Origin of the sequence: Pseudomonas fluorescens (assembly GCF_004683905.1) — a bacterium.
In the GTDB taxonomy this organism is placed as follows: Bacteria; Pseudomonadota; Gammaproteobacteria; order Pseudomonadales; family Pseudomonadaceae; genus Aquipseudomonas; species Aquipseudomonas putida_A.
In genome coordinates this window covers 2,187,834-2,208,976 of sequence record NZ_CP038438.1, presented here as the reverse complement: position 1 = coordinate 2,208,976, position 21,143 = coordinate 2,187,834, and the positions used below count along the sequence as shown (strand labels likewise).

Sequence of the window (21,143 nt, the reverse complement as noted above, 5' to 3'; positions counted from 1 at the left end):
TCGATTGTGCAAAAAAAACCGCCCTTTCGGGCGGCTAAAGTACTTCGACCATGATTCAGAAGCTTTGACTGAAGCTGATGTTGAACGCGCTGTCGTTGTTGTCGCTCGACACCTGGCCTGAGTAGCCGATGCCCAGCTTGCCGGTCGGGGTCACCTGGAAGTCGATGCCGGCTTCGAGCAATGCGCTGTCCTTGGCGATGGGTACGCCCTGGGTGCTGAACGAGGCGCCGCCGTCGATGAAGGTCAGGTCGGCGTCAGGTTTGGTGTCGCCGTAGGCATGCCGCCAGCCGATGGCCGCGCGTGGCGTCAGTTGGCTGCCGTTGGCCAGGGTCACCAATTTGCCGACACGCACACCGAGGGTCGAGTAGGTGATGTCCTGATCGGCGTCGGCCTTCAGGCGCCCCACTCCACCTTTTTCCTTGCCGGTGTCGCTGTCGTAGTTGACGTAGGCAAGCCCGGCGAACGGTTCGATGGCAACGCCTGCTGCGCTGATCGCGTAACCCACTTCACCGAACACCTGCGCACTGCGCGCGTCGTAATCGGCCTTCAGGCGATCGTTGTAAGTACCGACGCTGACATCGCGTTTGGTCTCGATGCTGTGCCAGCTGTAAGCCGCGCCGAGGCGCACCGCCAGTGCATCGAATTGCGAGTTCAGATAACCGGCCAAGTGGTAGCTGTCGACCTTGGCATCCGAGTTGCGATCGCGCGCATTGAGGTTGCTGCGGGTGTAGCCGGCCGCCATCCCGGCACGCCAGGTGTCATCCAGCGCCTTGTCGGTGCCGAGCATAAAACCGCCGAGGTTGCGATCAACTTTTGCCGTGTTGCTGTCGCCGCCCATGTCGCCCCAGGCACCGATAGCCCGGATCCAGCCGACCATTTCCCCGTGGCAGCCGTTGCTGCTCAGTTGCGTGTCGCTCGGTGCCAGGGTTTTGCGTGGATCATCCGCAGCGCTGCACGACGGCTGGCGCATACGGTCATTAACCGCCTCACGGATGAAGCGCGAATCCTCAAGCATGGCGCTGGCAGTGCTGGCGTGGATTTCACCCGACAGGCTGTCGAACGCATTGCGCGCACCGGCGACGCTGAGGTTGACGATCTGGTTCTGCAACGCCGCACCGGCCGCTCCGTTATTGGATAGTGCCGTGGCGGTGCCGCGCTGGTTGCCCGTGGCAGCGACGTCGGCGAACGAGTTGCCGTTGCGGCTCACGGCCAGGGTCACCGAATCGGCACCGTAGATCAGCGAGCTGTCGAGGAACGCGTACTGCGGCAGATCTGTGGCACTGAAGGTGCCGGTCACCCCACCGCCCGCAGTGATCAGCGAGTAAGTGGTGTTGCCGGTGAACGGCGCCAGGCTGTTGACCACCAGACCGCCGCCCAATGCCGCCGTACCACCCACCGCCAACGGTGTCGCGGTTGGCGAGCTGACGGTCAGCGCCAGCACACCATCGCTGCTGTTGGTCAGGTTGCCGGCCACGCTCAAGGTGCCGTCAGCGCCACCGGAAGCCACCACACCGTGGTTGACCACCGAACCGACGCTGCCGTTACCGCTCAGGCCTGCGCCGTTGGCGACCATGACTTGTGCGCCCAACGAAGCCCGGGCCGCACGGCTGCCGACTTGCAGCAGGCCTTGATCGACCGAAACGGTACCGCTGAACGGTTGATTGCCGACCATCAACAGGCGACTCACGCCGCGTTTGAACAGCGCGCCGGTGCCGTTGAGCACACCATTGAACTGGCCATCGGTGTTTTGCTGGAACACCAGCGTGGCGTTGTCGGTGATGTTGCCTTGCAGACTCGTGGTGTTACCGATCAGCGTACCGCCACTGACGGTGGTGCCACCGCTGTAGGTATTGGCGCCAGTCAGCACGAGGGTGCCGGAATCGAGTTTCTCGATGCCGCCGGTGCCGATCAGCGGCACGTCGATTTCAGCACTGGCCCCGGCATTGACCCGCACCGGCGCCAGGCTGCCGTCCGCACCGTTGACTGGCGTCAGCGTACCGCCAGCGCCCGGCACCAGGCTGTAGCCGCCGGTGAGGAACTGCAGACCGGTGAAGTTCTGATTGCCCTGCACAGTGACGGTACCGGCCTGGCCACCAAACACTGCGAATTGACCATTGGACGCCAGCGCCTGCGTACCGCTCGGATCGGTCCAGTTGGTGCCCGGGCCCCACACGCCACTGCCGCCACCGATGCTGCCATCAGGGTTGGTAGTGCCGCCGTTCCAGAACTGCACCTCACCCGGCGTGCCTTGTACCAACAGGTTGACCTGATTGGCGATCGCGGTTTGCAGGGTCAGGTTGGCCGCCGACACCGGCAGGCTGCCGTAGACCAGCCCGTTGTCGGTCAGGCTGCCACCGTAGCGGAACAGTTGATAGACCCCGGTGCCGAAACCGCCGGCGTTGCTGATATTCAGCGTGCCGTCGAGGGTCAGGTTACCGGCGACGTTGACCACCGTGGTGGAGCTGGCGGCCGAGCCGAGGCTGAAGTCCAGGTTGGTGCCCGAGGACAGCGCCAGCGAGCCGACCGACAACGGTGTAGCCGTGCCGCCACCGGTCAGCGTCGCACCGCTGGCCAGTTGCACGTTGCCGCCCAGTTGCCCGCTGCCACCGACTTTCGCACCACTGGCGACGTTGACGTTGGCACTGTTGAGCACGCCGTTAACGATCAGGTTGCCGGCCTGCACCGAGGTATCACCGGTGAAGGTGTTGTTGCCGGTCAGGAGCAATTGGCCGGTGCCGGTTTTGTTCAGCGTGCCGGCGCCCGTCAAGTTGCCGGTGTAGCTGCCGTCGGCGTTCTGCGCGAAGGTCAGCGCCGCGTTGTTGACGATGGCGCCTTGCAGGCTGCTGGTGTCGCCGGTGGTAGTGCCAGCGTTCAGCGTGGTGCCGCCGCTGTAGGTGTTGGCGCCGCTAAGCACGAGGTCACCGTTGCCGTTTTTCACCAGACTGCCGGTGCCGGTGATGGCGCCGAGCAGCGTGGTGTTCTGGTTGCCGGCCAGGGTCAGTTGCGACCCCAGATTGATCGCGTTGGCCAGTTGCAGCGCCGAGGTGCTGTCGAGGCTGCCGTTGCCGGTCACGCTCAGTGCACCGCTGCTGATTGCGCTGTTGTTGCCCAGCACCAGCGTACCGCCAGCGAGCTGAGTACCACCGCTGTAGGTGTTGCTGCCGTTGAGGGTCAGGCTCGAAGCGCCGGACTTGATCAGGCTGCCCGCCCCACTGACTACACCGTCGAGGGTCAAGGCGTTACTGCCAGCGACAGTCAGGCCACCGTTCACCACCACATCGTTGCCCAGCGTGACGGCCGCGTTGCTGTCCAGCGCGGTGCCGTCCGCAGCGGTCAACACACCGCTGCCGAGCGCTGCGTTGTTGCCCACGACGATCTTGCCGCCATTGAGCGCGGTGCCGCCGGTGTAGCCGTTGGCGGCGTTGAGCACCAGCGTGCCGGTGTCGTATTTGCCGAGGGTGCCGCTGCCGTTAAGCGCAACGCCGACGGTCGCGGTGGCGTTCGGATCGACTCGAACCGTGGCGTTACCCAACGAACCGTTGACCAGATTCAGCGAACCCGCGGTGCCGTCCTGCAGGCTGTAGCCATCGGTGACGAACTGCATGCCGGTGATGGTTTGTGCGCCGTTCACGGTGACCGTGCCCGCCGTGCCCTGGAACACCGCGAAGTTGTTGGTCCAGGCCTGATTGGTGGTGCCGTTGACGTCGGTCCAGTTGGTGGTGCCGGCGCCCCAGGTACCGCTGCCGCCATCCACCGAACCGTTGGCGACGAGTTGATTGCCGTCCCAGAACTGCACGGTGACGCCCGGTGCGGTAACCAGCAGGTTGATCTGGTTGGCCAGCGCGGTTTGCAGGGTCAGATCGCCCGGAGTGACGCTGCCCGGCACCGTGCCGATCAGCATGCCGTTGTCGGTCAGGCCGCCGGTGTAGTTGATCAACCGGTACACACCGCTGCCGAAACCACCGATGTCGCTGACATTGAGGTTGCCGTCGAGGGTCAGGTTGCCGCCGACGTTGACCAGCGCGTTGCCGCCACCGGAGACCGGCGTGCCCAGTCCGACATCGAAATTGGAGTTGGCGTTGAACACCAGCGAGTTGACCGACAAGGTGCTGCCGGTGGCGCCGGCCAGATGACCGCCATCCGCCACGGTTACCGCCCCGCCGAGCGAGCCGCCGCCGGTCAGGGTGCCGCCGCTGTTGACCAGTACGCTGGCGCTGTCCAGCGCGCCACTGACGTTCAAGGTGCCGGCGTTGACCGTGGTGTTGCCGGTCAGGCTGTTGAGGCCGGTCAGGGTCAGCGTACCAGTGCCGAGTTTGCTCAACTCGCCGGTGCCGGTGAGCACGCCGTCAAAAAGGCTGCTGGCGTTGTTGCCGCCGATGCTCAGGGTGTTGCCGCCGCCGATCAGCGCTGTACCGCTACCGGTCAGGCTGGCGAGACTGCCGGAGCCGCCGAGGTTCAGCGTCGCCGCAGCGCCGAGATTGACTCCGGCATTGCTGCCCAATGCCGAGTTGCCCAGTGTCGTGAGGCTGCCCGACTGCACATCAAAGGTGCCGCTGAAGGTGTTGTTGCCGGACAGCGTCAGGTCGGCCAGACCATTCTTGGTCAGGGTGCCCGCCCCGGCGATTACGCCACCGAGCGTCAGGTTGTTGTTGCCAGCCACGCTCAGGTTGGCATTGACGTTGACGTTGTTGGCCAGCACCAGCGGCGCGGTGGTGTCGAGGGTCGACGCACCCGCCACGGTTACCGCGCCGGAGCCCAGGCCCGCCGAGGTGCCAAGGGTCACGGTGCCGGCGTTCAGTGTGGTGCCGCCGCTGTAAGTGTTAATGCCGTTGAGCGTCAGGTTCGACGCGCCGTTCTTGATCAGACCGCCGGTGCCGCTGACCACGCCGCTGAGCGCTACGTCGCTGCTGCCGGTATTGGTCAGATTGGCATTGAGCACCACGTTGTTGCCCAGCGACACCGAGGTGTTGCTGTCCAGCGCCGAGGCACCGGCCACGGTCAGGTTGCCCAGACCGAGTGCGCCGTTGCTGCCGGTGGTCAGTGTGCCGGCGTTGAGAGTGACGCCGCCGAGGAAATTGTTGGCCCCGCTCAGGATCAGGTTGGCCGCGCCATTCTTGGTCAGGCTGCCGGCGCCATTGATCGCGCCGCTCAGTGTCAGATCGTTGCTGCCGACAACACCAAGGTTGCCCGCCAGATTGATCGCGTTACCCGCCGTAAAGGCGCCGCTGGCATCCAGTGTGGTGCCGCTCGCCGCGTTCAGAGTGGCCGAGCCCAGCGCGCTGTTCGACGCCAGAATCAAGCCGCCCGCATTCAGCGCCACCGGCCCGAGGAAAGCGTTGTTGCCGCCGAGGGTCAGGCTGGCCGCGCCATTTTTGATCAGGCCACCAGTCCCGCCGATCACGCCGTTGAGGGTCAGCGCATTACTGCCGACCACCGTCAGATTGCCATTGAGCGTTGCCGCGTTCGCCAAAGTGACCGCTGTGTTGCTATCGAGTTGTGTGCCAGCGTTGGCGGTCAGCGTGCCGCTGCCCAGCGCGGTGTTGCTGCCGACGATGATCTTGCCGCCGTCCAGTTGCGTGCCGCCGGTGTAGCTGTTGGCACCGTTGAGTACCAGGGTGCCGGCATCGAGTTTGTTGAGGATGCCGCTGCCGTTGATGTCCACGCCGACCGTGGCGGTCACGCCCGGATCGACCCGCATCGCCGTGGTGCCGCCGGTGCCATTGACGGCGGTCAGCAGACCCGACGTGCCGTTGACCACGTTGTAGCCATCGGTGAGGAATTGCATCCCGGTGAACAGTTGCGTGCCGTTGACCGACACTGTGCCGGCCGTGCCCTGGAACACCGCAAAATCGCCGGCCCAGGTCTGGTTCAGCGTGCCGTTGGAATTGGTCCAGTTGGTGCCGCCGGCAGTCCATGTACCGGTGCCGCCGTCCACATTACCGTTCGGGATGGTCTGGCTGCCGTCCCAGAAACGCAGGTTGGTGTTCGGTGCCGACACCACCAGGTTCACCTGATTGCCAAGGGTCTGCACAAGGATGTCACCGAGGCCATAACCCACCGGCACACCGGCCACGGTCAGGCCGTTGTCGGTCAGTGCGCCGATGTAGTTGAACAAGCGATAGACACCGACGCCAAAGCCGCCGGCATCGGTGACGTTGAGGTTACCGTCGAGGGTCAGGTTGCCGCCGATGTTCATCAGCGAGGAGGTCGATGGCGTGGCGAGGCTCGCGTCGACATTGCTGTTGGCAGTGAGAATCAGCGACGAGGTGGACAAGGTGTTGCCCGAGGACAACGCCAGATGACCGCCGCTGTTAATGGTGATGAAGCCAAGCGCCGAACCGGTACCTGTGAGCGTGGCGCCGTTGTTGATATTGAGCTGGGTGCTGGCCAGCGAACCGGTGAGATTCAGCGTACCGCCGTTGACATTGGTGTTGCCGGTAAGGCCGTTGCTGCCGGTGAGGTTCAGCGTCCCGGTACCGACTTTGGTCAGCGCACCGCTGCCACCGAGGTCACCGTCAAAGGTGCTGGTGTTGCTCAGCCCCCCCACGGTCAAGGTATTGCCGCCGGCGATCTGCACACTGCCGCTGCCGCTCAAGCCGTTGAGGCTGGCGCTGCTGTTGAGATAGAGATTGGCACCGGCGCTGATGTTGGCGCCGGAGGTGTTGCCCAGCGCCCCGCTGCTCACGGTGGTGACGCTGCCGGAGGCGATGTTCAGCGCACCAGTGAAGGTGTTGTTGCCGCTGAGCGTCAGATCGCCAAAGCCGTCCTTGGTCAGGCTGCCGGCGCCATCGATCACGCCGCTGAGGTTCAGGGTGTTGCTGCCGGCCAGGGTCAGGCCGGCGTTGAGGGTGATGTTGTTGCCGACGCTCATGCCGGTGCTGGTGTCCAGCGTCGAAGCGCCACCGACGGTCAGGCCGCCACTGCCCAACGCAGCGGCCGAGCCCAGTGTCAGCGTACCCGCGTTGAGCGTGCTGCCACCGCTGAAGGTGTTGGTGCCGTTGACGGTCAGGTTGGCGCTACCGTTCTTGACCAGTTGGCCGGCGCCGCTGATCACGCCGCCGAGGGTCAGGTCCTGGGTGCCGCCGACGCTCAGCGCCGCATTGAGCACGACCGTGTTGGCCAGGCTGACCAGCGGCGAACTGCTGTCGAGCGTTGCCGCGCCGCCAACGGTCAACGCACCGGTGCCGAGCGCCGAACTGTTGCCGGCGGTCACCGTACCGGCGTTCAGCGTGGTGCCGCCGGCGTAGGTGTTGGTGCCGTTGAGGTTGAGATTGGCCGCGCCGTTTTTCACCAGGCTGCCGGCTCCGGCGACAGTGCCGGTGAGGGTCAGGTCTGCGCTGCCACCGATGTTCATCGCACCGGCCAGGTTGACCTGATTGCCCAGCGTGACGGCAGTGTTGGTGTCCAGCGTGGTGCCGGCTGCCGCGTTCAGCGCACCGCTGCCCAGCGCGGTATTGCTGCCGACGATCAGCTTGCCGACGTTGAGTGCGGTGTTGCCGAAGTAGGTGTTGGCGCCGTTGAGAATCAAATCAGCGGGGCCACTTTTGGTCAGGCCGCCAACTCCGGAAACCACCCCTGCAAGCGTCAGCGCATTGCTGCCGCCGATGGTCACGTTGCCGCCGAGGTTGACGTTGTTCGCCAGGCTGGTCGCGGTGCTGGCGTCCAGCGTGGTGTTGTTGCCAGCGTTGAGCACGCCGGTGCCGAGCGCGGTGTTGGAGCCGACGATCAGTGTCCCGGCGTTCAGCGACGTAGAGCCGGTGTAGGTATTGGCGCCGGTGAGGGTCAGGGTCGAAGCGCCAGTCTTGATCAGGTTGCTGCTGCCGCTGATCACGCCGCCGAGGGTCAGCGGGTTGGCACCGCCGGCAGTCAGGTTGGCGTTCAGGGCAATCGCGTTGTTCAGCGTCACGTTGGCGCTGCTGTTAAGCGTTGCGCCCGCACCGCCCACGGTCAACGTGCCGGTGCCGAGTGCCGCGCCGTTGCCGACGGTCAGGCTGCCGGCGTTGAGCGCGGTGCCACCGGTGAAGGTGTTGGCGCCGTTGAGGGTCAGGTTGGCCGTGCCGTTCTTGATCAACTGGCTGGCGCCGCTTAGCACGCCGCCGAGGATCATGCCGTTGCTGCCGCCGATGGCCAGGTTGCCGTTGAGGGCGACGTTGTTGTTGAGGATGACCGAGGTGTTGCTGTCGAGGGTCGCGGCGTTCGCGACGGTCAGGTCGCCGCTGCCCAATGCGGCGGCGTTGCCAACGGTCAGGGTGCCGGCATTCAGCGTGGTTCCGCCACTGAAGGTGTTGGCGCCGTTGAGAATCAGGTTGGCCGCGCCGTTCTTGGTCAGCCCGCCACTGCCGCTGACTATGCCGCCGAGAGTCAGATTGGCGTTGCCGGCGATGTTCAGGTTGCCGCCGAGGGCGACCGCGTTGCTCAGCGCCACGGTGGTGCTGGCGTCGAGGGTGGTGCCCGCCGCCGTGGTCAGTGCGCCGGTGCCCAGCGCGGTGTTGGAGCCGACGATCAGCGTGCCATTATTCAGCGCGGTGCCACCGGAGAACGTGTTGTTGCCGCTGAGGGTCAGGTTCGCAGTGCCGCCCTTGATCAGGTTGCCGGCGCCGCTGATGACACCACTCAAACCAAGCGCCTGAGTGCCACCGATGGTCAGCCCGCCTGCCAGCGCGACGGCATTGGCTAACGTCACGGCGGCGGTCGCATCCAGCGTGGTGCCGGCCGCCGCGTTCAATGCGCCCGTGCCGAGGGCGGTGTTGCTGCCAACGAGCAAGCTGCCGCCATTGAGTGCGGTGGTGCCGCTGTTGGTGTTGTTGCCGGTCAGGGTCAGGCTGGCGCTGCCGCTCTTGGTGATCGCACCGGTGCCGGAGACGATGCCGCCCAGGGTCAGCGCATTGCTGCCGAGCACGTTCAGCGCACCGGTGATGCCGACGTTGTTGCCCAGTGTCACGTTGCCGGTGCTGTCGAGGCTGGTGCCGTTGCTGGTGTTGAGCACACCGGTACCCAGTGCGTTGTTGTTGCCGACGCGCAAGGCCCCGGCACTGAGACTGGTGATCCCGGTGTAGGTGTTGATGCCGTTGAGGGTCAGGCTGCCGCTGCCGGTCTTGGTCAGGTTGGCGGCGCCGCTGATTACCCCGCCCAAGGTCAACGCACCGGTGCCGGTTGCGGTGAGGGTGCTGTTGAGCGTGATCGCGTTAGCCAGTGAAATCGGTGCCGTCGCTGAAATGCTCGAAGAGCCGCCAACCGTGATGCCACCGGTACTGAACGACTGGTTGTTGCCCACCAGCACCACACCGCCATTGAGCACGGTGTTGCCGGTGTAAGTGTTGATGCCGTTGAGGTTGAGCTGGCCGCTGCCGATCTTGGTCAGGCCGCCCGTGCCGGAAATCACCCCGTTGAGGGTCGTGCCGTTGATGCCCTGCAGGGTCAGGCCGCCGGCGCCCAGGTTGATCTGGTTGGCCAGCGTCAAACCGGCATTGCTGGCCTGCAGGATCCCGCCGTTGGACGTCAGCACGCCGCTGCCGAACGCCGCGTTGTCATTGAACTGCGCCACACCGCCATTGAGCGTGGTCGCACCGCTGACCAACGGCCCCTGCAAGGTCCACGTGCCGCTGTTGAGGGTCAGGTTGTTGAAGTTGACGTAGGTGGCGCTGGACGCCGTGCCCGTCCCGGTGGTGCCGCCGCCAAGGCCGATCGGGTTTTGCAGAATCAGCGTGTTGGTACCCGCCGCGCCGCCATCGATCGTTCCGGTCGGGGCGAAGGTCAGGTTGATGCCGATCAGGCCACCGAGGCCGACGGAGACTTGCACACCGTCGCCGACGTTAACGCTGGAACCGGTGATCGCGTAGAAGGTGTTGGTGCTGCCCGCCCCCATCGACACACCGCCGGTGATGTTGCCGGCGTTGGTGAAGGTGTTGCCCGCCACTGACGTTTCGAACGCAATCCGGCCATTGATGGTGCCGCTGGCACTGTTGGTCATGTTGACTTGCGAACCGCCATACACCCCGACCACCGGGGTATCGGCCAGGGTGATGCCGCCGACCGACAGCCCGGTGGAGGTGATGGTGCCGTCGTTGGTGATGGTCGTGGTGCCCGACACCGAGTTGTTCACGGCAATCCCCAGCCCGTCGATGCTGGTCAGGTTGAGCCCGAGCAACATGCCGGTGCCGCGAATCAGCCCGGTGGCGTTGTTGACGATGCTCACCGTGCTGGTCGCGCCAGTACCGATGAACGCACCGCCACTGAGGATCGACACCAGGCCCAGCAAGGCCGGGTCGAGGGTGCCGGAGTTGTTCAGGTTGATGTTGGCCCCGGTCAGGTTGAGCACCTTGCCGCCCAGGGTGGCGTTCATCTGCGCTCCGTTGGTGACGTTGACCGTCAGGCCGCTGGTGGCACTGCTGTAGTCATTGAGAAACAGCGGCAGCGTCGGGACGCCCGAACAGGTAATCGTCGAACCTGCCGCCGAGCAGGTCGCGAGCGCCTGCTCGCTGACGCCGCCGAACAACAGTCCGGCGACGCTCAGGTGCACAGCAAGGGAAAGTGGGGAAAAACGCGAAACGAGGGCGACACCAAACCTTGCTTCCACGGGCTACTCCTTGTCGTGGCCAAATTCTTCCTTGAAGGCGTGGGAGACGTGCTTATTCCACACGCGAATCAAGACTGCGACGGTCATCACAAAACCGCGTCTTGGCTGACAAGCTAGTAGACGCCCCGCAATGGGGCACTGATTAAATGGTGTTAATACTTTAATACTAGAACCGTCTAGAACGCGGGTTTCGGCCAGTAAACACTGGAGTCGACGGCAGCTGACTCCCCCTGTGGGAGCGGGCTTGCTCGCGAAAGCGGTGTATCTGAGAAGGATGTGTCACCTGACCCGACGCCTTCGCGAGCAAGCCCGCTCCCACAGGAGAATTTCAGCGTTTAAAAGAAACTGGTACGCCTTGTGCAAACGTTTGCGACCTGCCGATAACGGCTTTTTCGTAACAAAACCGTACAGACCCGCAGAATCCGGGCCTCGATCCGCAAAAAAAGGACTTTGAATGCACGCTGCTTCCCGTCTTCGCGCCCCGTTTGCGCGCACGTTTGCTGTTTCCCTGCTACTGACCGGCGTTACCGGAGTTCTCAGCCACAGCGCATTGGCGCAACCGGCGCTGCCCGACGAATCCGCTCAGGGCGAAGCCCTCAGCCCGGAAGCTGCCCCGCCGAAAAAAGGCGCTTACCTGTCGGACTGGTACAACCAGGACCTGACACTGATCGGCAGCAAGGACATCAGTTTCGGGCCGCAACCAGCCGACGATATCTATCTGGAATACGAGTACTTCGGGCGCAAGGGTCCGTTCGAGCTGTACGGCTACGTCGACATTCCGAAGATCTTCAACATCGGCAACAGCCACGACAAAGGCGTGTGGGATCACGGCTCACCGGTGTTCATGGAACACGAGCCGCGCATCTCCATCGACTACCTCGCCGGCCGCAGCCTGGCCATCGGCCCGTTCAAGGAATGGTACGTGGCGTTCGACTGGATCTACGATCACGGCAGCCGTAAAGAGAACCGCGCCAACACCCTGTACAGCGGCTTCGGCACCGACATCGACACCCATTCGCGGGTCAACCTGTCGGCCAACCTGTACGGGCGCTACCAGTGGGAAAACTACGGCGCGAGCAATGAGTATTCGTGGGACGGCTACCGCGCGCAGCTCAAGTACATCGTGCCCATCGACAAATTCAGCAACGGCGCGTCGCTGACCTACATCGGTTTCACCAACTTCGACTTCGGCTCGGACATCCACAAGGACAACCCGGCACGTACCGCCAATGCCACGGTGGCGACCAACGTGTTGCTGTATTCGTTCACCCACCTGCGCTTCACCCTGGTCGGCCGTTATTTCCACAACGGCGGCAACTGGGAGGACGGCAGTGAGCTGAACTTCGGCGACGGCAATTTCCGCGCACGCTCCAATGGTTGGGGTTACTACGCCGGCATCGGCTACCAGTTCTGAAATCAGGAGATTTTCATGCAAGCAATGACGCGTCTGACCCTGGCCGCTGCGGCCCTGCTCTCTTCCACGGCGTGGGCGGCTGAAGCGCCGATCCAGCCGAAAGTCGTGCTGATCACCATGTTCGCCCCCGAGGCGCAGAACTGGATCGAGCGCCTCGACCTGAAACAGGAAATCCGCGTGCCGGGGCTGTCCGCCGAGTACCCGAGCATTCGCTGCAACAGCCAGCAGGTGTGTCTGCTGACCACCGGCATGGGCCAGACCAACGCTGCCGCCTCGACCCTGGCCCTGGCCCTGTCGCCGAAATTCGACCTGCGCAAAAGCTGGTTTCTGATCGCCGGGATCGCCGGCATCAGCCCGAAACACGGGACCATCGGCACCGCCGCGTGGGCGCATTACCTGGTGGAATTCGGCACGCAATGGGAGCTGGATTCGCGCGACGCGCCGGCGAGCTGGCCGACTGGCTACCTGGGCATCAACACCAAGGGGCCCAACGAAAAACCGCCGCTGGACTACAAGACCGAAGTCTTCGAACTCAACCCGACACTGCAGGCCAAAGCCTTCGCCCTGAGCCACAAGGTCGAACTGAGCGAGAGCAAGGAGTCGGCGGCGTGGCGCCGGAAATACCCGTCGGCCCCGGCCAATCAGCCGCCCGTGGTCACGCGCTGCGACACGCTGGCGGGCAACACCTGGTTCTCCGGTACACGCCTGAGCGAACGCGCCGAGGTCTGGACCAAACTGCTGACCGATAACAAGGGTGAATACTGCACCACACAACAGGAAGACAACTCCACCTATGAAGCGCTGCTGCGTGCCAGTCGCGAAGGTCTGGTGGACGTGCAGCGTCTGGCCGTGGTGCGTGCCGGCTCTGACTTTGATCGGCCGGCACCGGGCGGCAGTGAAGTGGACAATCTGCTCAAGTACGCCGATCAGGGCGGGTTCGTGCCGGCGCTGGAAAATCTCTATCGCGCGGGTAATCCGCTGGTGCAGGACATTCTGAAACACTGGTCGGCGTGGGAAAACGGCGTTCCGCAATCCTGAGTACAACACGGTAAAAATGTGGGAGCGGGCTTGCTCGCGAATGCGGTGTATCAGCCAATACTTGCTTCGCTGACATACCGCTTTCGCGAGCAAGCCCGCTCCCACAGTTGTTTTGCGGTGTCAGGGAATCAGGATGACCTTGTCGCCACTGCCCTGATTCACCTGCGCGTAGCTGTCCACCCCCTCCGCCAATGGCACCTGCACCAACCCCTGCGGCAACGGCAACAGATCCTCATCAAAGAACCGCCCAAACTGCTCGAGCATCGCCGCACAGGCTTGCACGCCGTACAGCAGCGAGTTGATCCCGACCACCGAACCGCCCTTGCGGTACAACGCCAGCGCCGGCAACTGCACATGGCCGTCGACCGGTGCGGCGATGATCGCGATGCGGCCGAACGCTGCCAGTGCCGCCACCGAGGCCGGCAGCCAGAAGCCGGTGGTGTCGAAGATCACGTCAGCGCCACCGCTGTACACCGCGTTGACCTGCGCGCCGAGGTCTTCGGGTTTATCCAGCTGAATCGTCTGGAAGCCCTGCGCCTGCAACTCCTTGACCTGCTCCGGCCGCCGCGCCGCTGCCAGTATCTGCGCGCCGCGCACCTTGGCCAGCGCCAACGCCGCCGTGGCCACCGCGCCGCCACCGATCACCAGCAAACGGGTTTCAGCCGTCACCAAGCTACGCTCCAGCGCATCCCACGCCGTGGTGTACGGCACGCCGAGGCTGGCCGCCTGGGCGAAACTCAAGTGCGACGGTTTGTGCGCCACGCCATTGGCTGGCAGTTTGACGAACTGCGCGTGCGAGCCATCGGCGAAAAAGCCCAGTTCACGCCCGGTGCCCCAGACTTCCTGACCGAGCAACGCCTGCGGGCCTTCGACCACGACACCGGCAAAATCACGCCCGGGAATCCGTGGCAACGTGGTGTACGGAAATCGCCCGAGCACGTTCTTCACATCGCTGGGGTTCAGACCGGCCGCCTTGATCTCGACCAGCACTTCATCAGCGCCGGGCACCGGGGTCGGTACGTCGACGAAATGCAGGGAAGACAGATCGCCGGTTTTATCGAATTGCAGTGCTTTCATGAGGACATCCATCAAAGGGAAAAAGGAATTCAGGACAGCCAACCGGCGACCAGTTGCCGGCCCATCGGCCACAGCTGCTCACCCGCGAGCATGCCCAGCAGCCCCACCAGCGCGATGGCCGGAGGTGCCGGGGAACGAAAATCCAGCGCGCCATAGAGCAGGCCGACACCGAGACCGATGGCCAGCGAAATCAGGTAGTTCATGGAGGAAACTCCGCCGCGTGAAAGGAATGGGCAGAGTCTAGGGAAGGATCGGCAGAGGTGTCGGCCAAGGACTTCTGAATTTCGGCCAACTCCCCGCGTTCACTGCCGTCCCCTGTGGGAGCGGGCTTGCTCGCGAAGGCGGCGGGTCAGTCACTTTATGCTTCACAGACAAACCGCTTTCGCGAGCAAGCCCGCTCCCACAGGGATTGCGTTCAGGTGGCCGTAAATTGCGAAGGCGCCACGCCCAGTTCGCGCCGGAACATGTCACTGAAACTGCTCGGCGAATACCCCAGCTCGCGAGCGATCGCGCTCACCGGCACGCCCTGAATCAACTCGGCCACCGCCGTCGCCAGTTGCACCTGCCGCCGCCATTCGGCGAAGCCCATGCCCAGGCTGTCCTTGAACAACCGCGCCAGCGTGCGCACACTCGCCCCGGCGTTTTCCGCGTGCTGTTCGAACGGAATGTCCAGCGACGGTGCCGCCATCACCGCCTGGCACAAATTCATCAGGCGCCGGTCGGAATCGTCCGGCAGCGGGATCTTCAATTGTGAGCGCCGGGCACGCTTGAGCTCCAGCAACGCCAGCCCGACCAAGGCGTCGTAATAAGCCGGCTCACCGCTGTCGCCCTGCTCCACCAGCCCGACGATCAACTCGCGCAACAGCCCACCGACCTCGATCACCTGCACCGTCGGATCCAGCGTTGCCGCCAGCACCGGGCGCAGGTAGATATTGCGCATTTGCAAGTCCGAGACCACGCGAATTCCATGCGGCACCCCGGGTGGCAACCACACCGCGCGCTGCGGCGGCACCACCAGTGCCTCATGCGGGGTTTCAACCCACATCACCCCGCTCATTGCATACAGCAACTGCCCCCAGACATGCTCGTGCGGCTCGATGAACAAACCACGCGGATAGGTACGCGCCAGCGGTTGCACCGGCACATCGGTATCCGTGAGATCGGGGGGTGCGGCGAGGGCCATGGCGAGCATTCATTGGGGTTGGCGGAAGGCGCATGGTAACCAGTCGGTCACAGCGTCGACAACGATAGATACCGTCGGACAATCCGAGTGAATTTTCCCGACGCGCCGCGATCCTTCTAATACCACAGGGAGGATTACGGGCTTTATGAACAACGCAAAACTGTTTGTCATCGATTACACCCTTCACGGCACGCCTAAGTCGTTCATTATCCGCTCGGACAGAATGGACAACGCCGAGGCGTGGCACTGGGCAAGCTGCGACGCCGGTGTGGGTCGCATCCCGCGTTTCGGCCGGGAAAAAGTGCAAAAGACCAGCAAACCGATGGCGGAGAAATTCGGCGTGGAAAACGTCACATGGCGACCGGCGAGCTAGACTCTCGTCAGGCGATGGGGACTCTTGGGGGGCGTACACAATGACCAGCATCTTCAGCCCGGCGCATCTGGATTACGGACTGGACACCCTGTTCGGACGTATCACCAAAATCGTGGACTGTCGGGTGGGTCTTGAGGCTGTCGAAGACGACCCGTATAGCTTCGCCCTGCGTGTGCCGGCGCCGTTACCGGAAGACCTCGACCAGGCGAAAACCGTGGTGGTCAGGGTTGACGGGCGACGACTGCAAGGCACGGTGCGCCGTACCGAACGGCTGGATGATGAAAGCCTGAAACTGCAAGTGGAGCCTGATTAGGCTCCACTTTTTTTGCGCGCGGTTATTTGGGGTGGGCGCAATGGCAGCCTTTGCTTGAACACTCTTCACCGCCCTTGTGGTGGTGAGCGCAGGCTTCACAGCAATAGTGTTTGCCGTGTACGGCGTAAGAGTGGTCGCCTTCTTTGATGGTGCATTTGCAGTTGGGGCAGTCGCATTTTCTATCGGGCATGGGGGCAGACTCCTTTTTGGGTGGTTGTCTGGGCTTTTGGGATAAGCCGTAAATACCAGTGTAGGAGCTGACGAAGGCTCGGGCCGCGTTCGGACGATCTTTTGATCTGGGTTTTTTGGGGGGATTGGGTGTATATCCGTTGCTGCGGTAACGGCCTCCTATGGTTTCGCTCTTACAGCGAGTCACCTTTTCCAAACGCCGAAAAGGTAACCCAAAAGGCTTTGCCCCGGCGTACGGCACTTCGCTTAGGCTCAGTGTTCCCTCGCTACGGTGTCCATCCGGGGGCATCGCCTCCGGTTTGCTTCGCTGCACCTCCTCTCGATGTATGCGGCTTCGCCGCATGGCGCTGCGCGCCTAACCCCCGGATGGACACCTCCGCTCGGCCTGCCGAAGGGGCAAAAAATCAAAAGCAAAAGCCACATCAAAAGCCAGATCAAGAGCCCCTCCCCCTAGCCCTCTCCCGGAGGGAGAGGGAACTGATCGCGGTGTTTGGGAGAGGTGCGCCGACGTGAAACACCCAGTCGAACTCAGGTTCTGAAAGGCTCAAAAATCGGCTCCCTCTCCCTCGGGAGAGGGCTGGGGTGAGGGGTAGATCCAACACAGAACACAAGCCGACCGCATGCTTTTCCACCACTCAACAGGATGAGCGCAAGCTCGGCTGCAGCTTTTGATCTTGATCCACGGGCGACGTCGGAAGGCTGAGTGGAGGGATTCATCCGGGGGTGGGAGCGCAGCGACCGTTTGGCGCAGCCAAACACAGCGAGAGGAGGTGCAGCGAAGCAAACCGTAGGCGCTGCGCCCGGATGAAGCCCGGAGCGAAGGGACCCCGAGCCCCAGCGAGCGGGCCGAACGTAGGAGCAAGCGTTTTTTTGCTTACTTTTTTTAGGCGTTTGTAAAAAAAGTGAGTCGCCGTAAGGGCGAAACCCTAAGTGGCCGTTACCGCAGCAACGGATATACACCCAATCTCAATCAGAACGACGAATACTGCTCCGATACATAAAAACCAAAGCCAACCCCAGACACACCATCGCCAACACCCGCGAGGATGAAAGCTCGATCGCCGGATTCCCCAGCCAGCCAAAATTATCGATCAACATCCCCATCCCAAGTTGGCCAACAATCACCGCAACAGTCGCCACCGCAGTCCCCACAACAGGCACCGCGCCAACCATGACCATCATGTAAACCACGCCAAACAGCGCCCCGCAGACCTGCCACTTCGGCACATCGAGCAAACTCACCGCATGCGCCGGTTCAAAAAACACGATCAACAACCCGGTGACCACAGCCCCGACGAAAAACGTCAGCAAACTGCTGCGCAACACCCCGACGCTTTCACCAAGGCGCCCATTGATCGCCGCCTGCACACTCAACACCGCGCCAGCCAACACCACCACCGCCAACAAAATAACCAGACTCATATTCTCAACCCCGCGCAATCAGAACCAGTGCCACCACAATCAACCCCAACGCCAGCCAGCGCTCGGCATTGACCTTCTTGCGCGTCGCGCCGAACCAGCCGAAATGGTCAATCAGCACACTATTGCCGACCTGCCCGGACAAAATCGCGATCATCGTCATCGCAATCCCGATATGCGGCGTCGCCAGGGTCAGCACCACCACGTACATCGGCCCCAGAAACCCGCCGATCAATTGCCAACGCGGCAGATCAGTCAGCGCCGGGCCTTTCTGCGGGCCGGCGAACAACAGCAGCAAAAACAGAATCGCCGAACCCACGCCGAAGATGCTCAAGGTCGCCCACAGATGCCCGACCTGCTCCCCCAGCGGCCCCAGTAATCCGGCCTCCACCGACAGGCCCATGCCGGCCAGAATCACCAGCGGCAGCAACAACAGGCGCAACCACGACCGGGTCGCCGGCGCCGGCACACTCACTTCATCCAATGTCTGCATCATCCAAAACCCACGCAAGTAAACGATGGCGCGGATTATCGGCTGGCGTATCTGTGCGATAAATGGGAGCATCCTGACAACACTTTTGCGCAACTCGCACAGCAGGACGATTAATGCACGGGCTTAACGAACTGGGCTTCAAGGCACTCAGGCTGTTTGTGGCGGTGCTCGACCACGGCCGTTTTTCCGAAGTCGCCCGGCGCGAGGGCGTGGCGCCCTCTTCAATTTCACGGCAGATCCAGTTGATGGAGCAGGCGCTGAACCAGCAATTGCTCTACCGCCACACCCGCGCCGTGACGCCGACCGAGGCCGGGCGCATGCTCGGCCACCATGCGCGGCTGGTGCTGGTGCAACTGGAAGAGGCCGAGCAGGCGTTGCAGGAGCAGCAAAGCGAACCCACCGGGCTGGTGCGGATCAACGCGCCGGTGGTGTTCGGCCAACGGCATCTGACGCCGTGGCTCGGTCAGTTGTGCGCGCGCTATCCGAAGCTGCAACTGGACATCCAGCAGACCGACCATTACGTCGACCCGTTGCAGGAAGGCGCCGACCTGCTGTTCCGCATCGGCCCGCTGCACGACTCGAGCATGCAGGCGCGGATTCTGGCGCCGCACCGCTTTCAGGTCGCGGCCAGCCCGGCTTACCTGAAGCGTCACGGCACGCCGCAGCATCCCGACGAACTCGCGCAACACCAGTGCCTGGCCTACAAAGGTGCGACCGGTCAGCAACGCTGGTTTTTCCGTCAGGATCAGGACGACTGGACGCCTTACTCGGTCAAAGGCCCGATCACTGGCAACCACGCCGACACCCTCACCCAGGCCGCCGAACAAGGCTTGGGGCTGGTGATGTTTCCGTCCTGGTTGATTGGTGAAGCGGTGCGCGAAGGCACGCTGGTGCCGGTGTTGCGCGAGTATCAGGTGTCGAACAGCCTGGAGCCGCAGCAGATCGCAGTGCTGTGGCCGGGGAGTCGAAGGTTGTCGGTGAAGGTGCGGACGGTGATTGATTTCTTTGTTGAGTGCTTCGGCGAAGTGCCGTACTGGGACAGACCTTGAAGCTGAAAATCAAAAGCCCCTCACCCTAGCCCTCTCCCAGAGGGAGAGGGGACTGATCGGGGGATAGTCAAGAGATACGCTGACATGAGCGATCGGCTTTGAATCCATAATCGACTGGTTTTTTCAGGTCGATGTATGACGCGAGACGCTGCGGTCGGTTCCCTCTCCCCCCGGGAGAGGGCTAGGTTGAGGGCCCGCTTGAGGATTCACACAATTATCAGATGCGGAACTGGCCCACCAGCTTGCCCAATCGCTGGCCAAGTTCGGCCAGGCTGCGCGAAGTCTGCGCGCCCAACTGGGTCTCATCCGCCACGCTGTCCACCGCCACCGCGATCTGATGCACGCTGCGGTTGATCTCTTCGGCCACCGCGGTTTGTTCCTCGGCTGCGCTGGCGATCTGCGCGTTCATCGAGTTGATCGTCGCGATCAGGTCAGCCATGGCATCCAGCGACGCCCCGGCCTGATTGGCCTGCGCCGAAGTGCCATCGCCCGCTTCACTGGAACGGCGCATCGCCTCGACCGCCGACTGCGTGCCGGCCTGCAGGCGATCGATCATGCCCTGAATTTCCTGAGTGCTGATCTGCGTGCGGCTGGCCAGTGCCCGCACTTCGTCCGCCACCACTGCAAAGCCGCGCCCGGCCTCCCCGGCGCGCGCCGCTTCAATCGCCGCGTTCAGTGCCAGCAGATTGGTCTGCTCGGCAATCGAACGAATCACCCCGAGCACGCCGACAATCGACGACACGTCCTGCTGCAGGCTGTCGAGCGACACGCCGCTGCTGCGAATGTCATCCACCAGCGCATGAATCTGCTTGATGCTGCCGGCCACCACGCGTTTGGCGCTCTGGCCTTCTTCATCAGTCTGTTGCGCGGCGACCGCGGCGTTCTGCGCGCTCTTGGCGACTTCCTGGGCGGCGGCGGACATCTCGTTGATCGCCGTGGCGACCTGATCGGTTTCGTGGCGCTGACGCTCCATCGCCTGATCGGAACGCTGGGCCTGATCCGACACCTGGGTCACCAGGCCGGTGAGTTGCGTGGTCATCTCGGTGATCTGCCGCACCAGGCCGTGAATCTTGTCGACGAAGCGGTTGAACGAGCCGGCCAGTTCGCCGAGTTCGTCCTGGCTGGTGATGTTCAACCGGCGCGTGAGATCGCCCTCGCCCGCCGCGATGTCGTCGAGGTTGGCTTTCATCAGGTTCAACGGCCGCAGAATGGTGTTGGCCAACAGCATCCCCGCGATGGCAATCACCAGCAACACCACCACCGCCACGCCGACGATACTGAGGATCACGCCTTGCATGCGCTCCTGCACTTGCGCCTCGACCACCGCCACTTGCGCTTCAATGCCGTCGAGGTTGACCGAGGTACCGACCGCCATATCCCACTTCGCCAGGTACTCGGTGTAGCCGAGTTTCGGCACCAGCACGCTGGCATTGCCCGGCAGCGGTGAGTTGTATTGCAGATAGTGGGTGCCGTCCTTCGCCACTTTCACCAGGCCGAGGTTGACGTAGACGCCATTCGGATCGCGGTTGTCCTTGAAGCTTTTGCCCACGCCTTCGGGGTCGTTGGCCTTGAACAGGCGCACGGTCTCGGAGTCGTAGCCGAAGAAGTAGCCGTCCTTGCCGTAGCGGATGCCCGACAGCAGCTTGATCGCCTGCGCCCGCGCCGCGTTGTCACCGGGGGCGGCTGCGTCGTACAGCGGTTTGATCGTGGTCATGGCCACGGCGACGTAACTTTGCAGGGTGGCCTTGGCATCGGCGAGCAAGCGCTCGCGGGTCTGTTCGACCTCGGTGTGCGCCTGCTGCTGGAGGATGAATAGCGTGGTCAGGCTGATGACCAGCGCAAAGAGCAGCACCGGCAGGACGGCAAGGGACAGGACTTTGGCCTTGAGACTCAAGCGCATGGGGGGGCTCACTCTTTTGGTTTTATTGGCGTGGTTAAAGGCGTTAACGGCACGCGAAAGCAAAAGTTGAGCGGGGGTTCACCGCATTCCTCTGTGGGAGCGGGCTTGCTCGCGAAGGC

At 63.2% G+C, this 21,143-nt stretch carries 13 protein-coding genes; 5 read left to right on the top strand and 8 right to left on the bottom strand.

Annotation, left to right across the window (positions count from 1 at the left end; translation table 11 throughout):
- Nucleotides 1-55: 55 nt before the first annotated feature.
- A complete protein-coding gene (locus E4T63_RS09865; RefSeq protein ID WP_135295364.1) occupies nucleotides 56-10,576 on the bottom strand; it encodes an autotransporter-associated beta strand repeat-containing protein in 10,521 nt (3,506 codons plus the stop codon).
- 454 nt (nucleotides 10,577-11,030) lie between these two features.
- On the opposite strand from E4T63_RS09865, the gene E4T63_RS09860 reads away from it, so the two are divergent.
- Both E4T63_RS09860 and E4T63_RS09855 read left to right on the top strand, forming a co-directional pair.
- Complete coding sequence (locus E4T63_RS09860) at nucleotides 11,031-11,990, top strand: nucleoside-specific channel-forming protein Tsx (protein ID WP_135295363.1); 960 nt, start codon at nucleotides 11,031-11,033, stop codon at nucleotides 11,988-11,990.
- A gap of 15 nt (nucleotides 11,991-12,005) precedes the next feature.
- Nucleotides 12,006-13,028: a purine-nucleoside phosphorylase gene (locus E4T63_RS09855; protein ID WP_135295362.1), complete on the top strand. Its 1,023-nt coding sequence runs from the start codon at nucleotides 12,006-12,008 to the stop codon at nucleotides 13,026-13,028.
- Nucleotides 13,029-13,148: 120 nt separating this feature from the next.
- On the opposite strand, the gene E4T63_RS09850 is transcribed toward E4T63_RS09855, so the two are convergent.
- The 3 genes from E4T63_RS09850 to E4T63_RS09840 form a co-directional block, all read right to left on the bottom strand.
- Nucleotides 13,149-14,105: a quinone oxidoreductase family protein gene (locus E4T63_RS09850; protein WP_135295361.1), complete on the bottom strand. Its 957-nt coding sequence runs from the start codon at nucleotides 14,103-14,105 to the stop codon at nucleotides 13,149-13,151.
- A 29-nt stretch (nucleotides 14,106-14,134) separates the two neighbouring features.
- Nucleotides 14,135-14,308 carry a DUF1427 family protein gene (locus E4T63_RS09845; protein WP_007969534.1) on the bottom strand — a complete coding sequence of 58 codons (174 nt, stop codon included), beginning with the start codon at nucleotides 14,306-14,308 and terminating at the stop codon, nucleotides 14,135-14,137.
- 212 nt (nucleotides 14,309-14,520) lie between these two features.
- Nucleotides 14,521-15,297, bottom strand: a complete 777-nt coding sequence (locus E4T63_RS09840) for an AraC family transcriptional regulator (protein WP_135295360.1) — start codon at nucleotides 15,295-15,297, stop codon at nucleotides 14,521-14,523.
- A gap of 136 nt (nucleotides 15,298-15,433) precedes the next feature.
- Between E4T63_RS09840 and E4T63_RS09835 the strand changes: the two genes are divergently transcribed.
- Together E4T63_RS09835 and E4T63_RS09830 are read left to right on the top strand one after the other, a co-directional pair.
- A complete protein-coding gene (locus E4T63_RS09835; protein ID WP_027613849.1) occupies nucleotides 15,434-15,661 on the top strand; it encodes a DUF6555 family protein in 228 nt (75 codons plus the stop codon).
- A gap of 40 nt (nucleotides 15,662-15,701) precedes the next feature.
- A complete protein-coding gene (locus E4T63_RS09830; protein ID WP_135295359.1) occupies nucleotides 15,702-15,974 on the top strand; it encodes a hypothetical protein in 273 nt (90 codons plus the stop codon).
- A 22-nt stretch (nucleotides 15,975-15,996) separates the two neighbouring features.
- Here the strand turns inward: E4T63_RS09830 and E4T63_RS09825 are convergent, their stop codons facing one another.
- The 3 genes from E4T63_RS09825 to E4T63_RS09815 all read right to left on the bottom strand — a co-directional run bounded on the left by E4T63_RS09825 (nucleotide 15,997) and on the right by E4T63_RS09815 (nucleotide 18,075).
- Complete coding sequence (locus E4T63_RS09825) at nucleotides 15,997-16,164, bottom strand: metallothionein (protein ID WP_003223525.1); 168 nt, start codon at nucleotides 16,162-16,164, stop codon at nucleotides 15,997-15,999.
- A gap of 965 nt (nucleotides 16,165-17,129) precedes the next feature.
- Complete coding sequence (locus E4T63_RS09820) at nucleotides 17,130-17,585, bottom strand: DMT family transporter (protein WP_135295358.1); 456 nt, start codon at nucleotides 17,583-17,585, stop codon at nucleotides 17,130-17,132.
- A 4-nt stretch (nucleotides 17,586-17,589) separates the two neighbouring features.
- Nucleotides 17,590-18,075: a DMT family transporter gene (locus tag E4T63_RS09815; RefSeq protein WP_135296912.1), complete on the bottom strand. Its 486-nt coding sequence runs from the start codon at nucleotides 18,073-18,075 to the stop codon at nucleotides 17,590-17,592.
- Between the two features lie 113 nt (nucleotides 18,076-18,188).
- Between E4T63_RS09815 and E4T63_RS09810 the strand changes: the two genes are divergently transcribed.
- On the top strand, nucleotides 18,189-19,124 hold the full coding sequence (locus E4T63_RS09810) for a LysR family transcriptional regulator (protein ID WP_135295357.1): 936 nt from the start codon (nucleotides 18,189-18,191) through the stop codon (nucleotides 19,122-19,124).
- A gap of 217 nt (nucleotides 19,125-19,341) precedes the next feature.
- Here the strand turns inward: E4T63_RS09810 and E4T63_RS09805 are convergent, their stop codons facing one another.
- Nucleotides 19,342-21,024, bottom strand: coding sequence for a methyl-accepting chemotaxis protein (locus tag E4T63_RS09805; RefSeq protein WP_135295356.1), 1,683 nt, complete (start codon nucleotides 21,022-21,024; stop codon nucleotides 19,342-19,344).
- Nucleotides 21,025-21,143 lie beyond the last annotated feature (119 nt).

What these genes read in the sequence shown, in the direction of transcription:
- E4T63_RS09860 (WP_135295363.1), top strand. Translation starts at nt 11,031, where the DNA reads ATGCACGCTGCTTCCCGTCTTCGCGCCCCGTTTGCGCGCACGTTTGCT.
- E4T63_RS09855 (WP_135295362.1), top strand. Translation starts at nt 12,006, where the DNA reads ATGCAAGCAATGACGCGTCTGACCCTGGCCGCTGCGGCCCTGCTCTCT.
- E4T63_RS09850 (WP_135295361.1), bottom strand. Translation starts at nt 14,105, where the DNA reads ATGAAAGCACTGCAATTCGATAAAACCGGCGATCTGTCTTCCCTGCAT.
- E4T63_RS09845 (WP_007969534.1), bottom strand. Translation starts at nt 14,308, where the DNA reads ATGAACTACCTGATTTCGCTGGCCATCGGTCTCGGTGTCGGCCTGCTC.
- E4T63_RS09840 (WP_135295360.1), bottom strand. Translation starts at nt 15,297, where the DNA reads ATGCTCGCCATGGCCCTCGCCGCACCCCCCGATCTCACGGATACCGAT.
- E4T63_RS09835 (WP_027613849.1), top strand. Translation starts at nt 15,434, where the DNA reads ATGAACAACGCAAAACTGTTTGTCATCGATTACACCCTTCACGGCACG.
- E4T63_RS09830 (WP_135295359.1), top strand. Translation starts at nt 15,702, where the DNA reads ATGACCAGCATCTTCAGCCCGGCGCATCTGGATTACGGACTGGACACC.
- E4T63_RS09825 (WP_003223525.1), bottom strand. Translation starts at nt 16,164, where the DNA reads ATGCCCGATAGAAAATGCGACTGCCCCAACTGCAAATGCACCATCAAA.
- E4T63_RS09820 (WP_135295358.1), bottom strand. Translation starts at nt 17,585, where the DNA reads ATGAGTCTGGTTATTTTGTTGGCGGTGGTGGTGTTGGCTGGCGCGGTG.
- E4T63_RS09815 (WP_135296912.1), bottom strand. Translation starts at nt 18,075, where the DNA reads ATGCAGACATTGGATGAAGTGAGTGTGCCGGCGCCGGCGACCCGGTCG.
- E4T63_RS09810 (WP_135295357.1), top strand. Translation starts at nt 18,189, where the DNA reads ATGCACGGGCTTAACGAACTGGGCTTCAAGGCACTCAGGCTGTTTGTG.
- E4T63_RS09805 (WP_135295356.1), bottom strand. Translation starts at nt 21,024, where the DNA reads ATGCGCTTGAGTCTCAAGGCCAAAGTCCTGTCCCTTGCCGTCCTGCCG.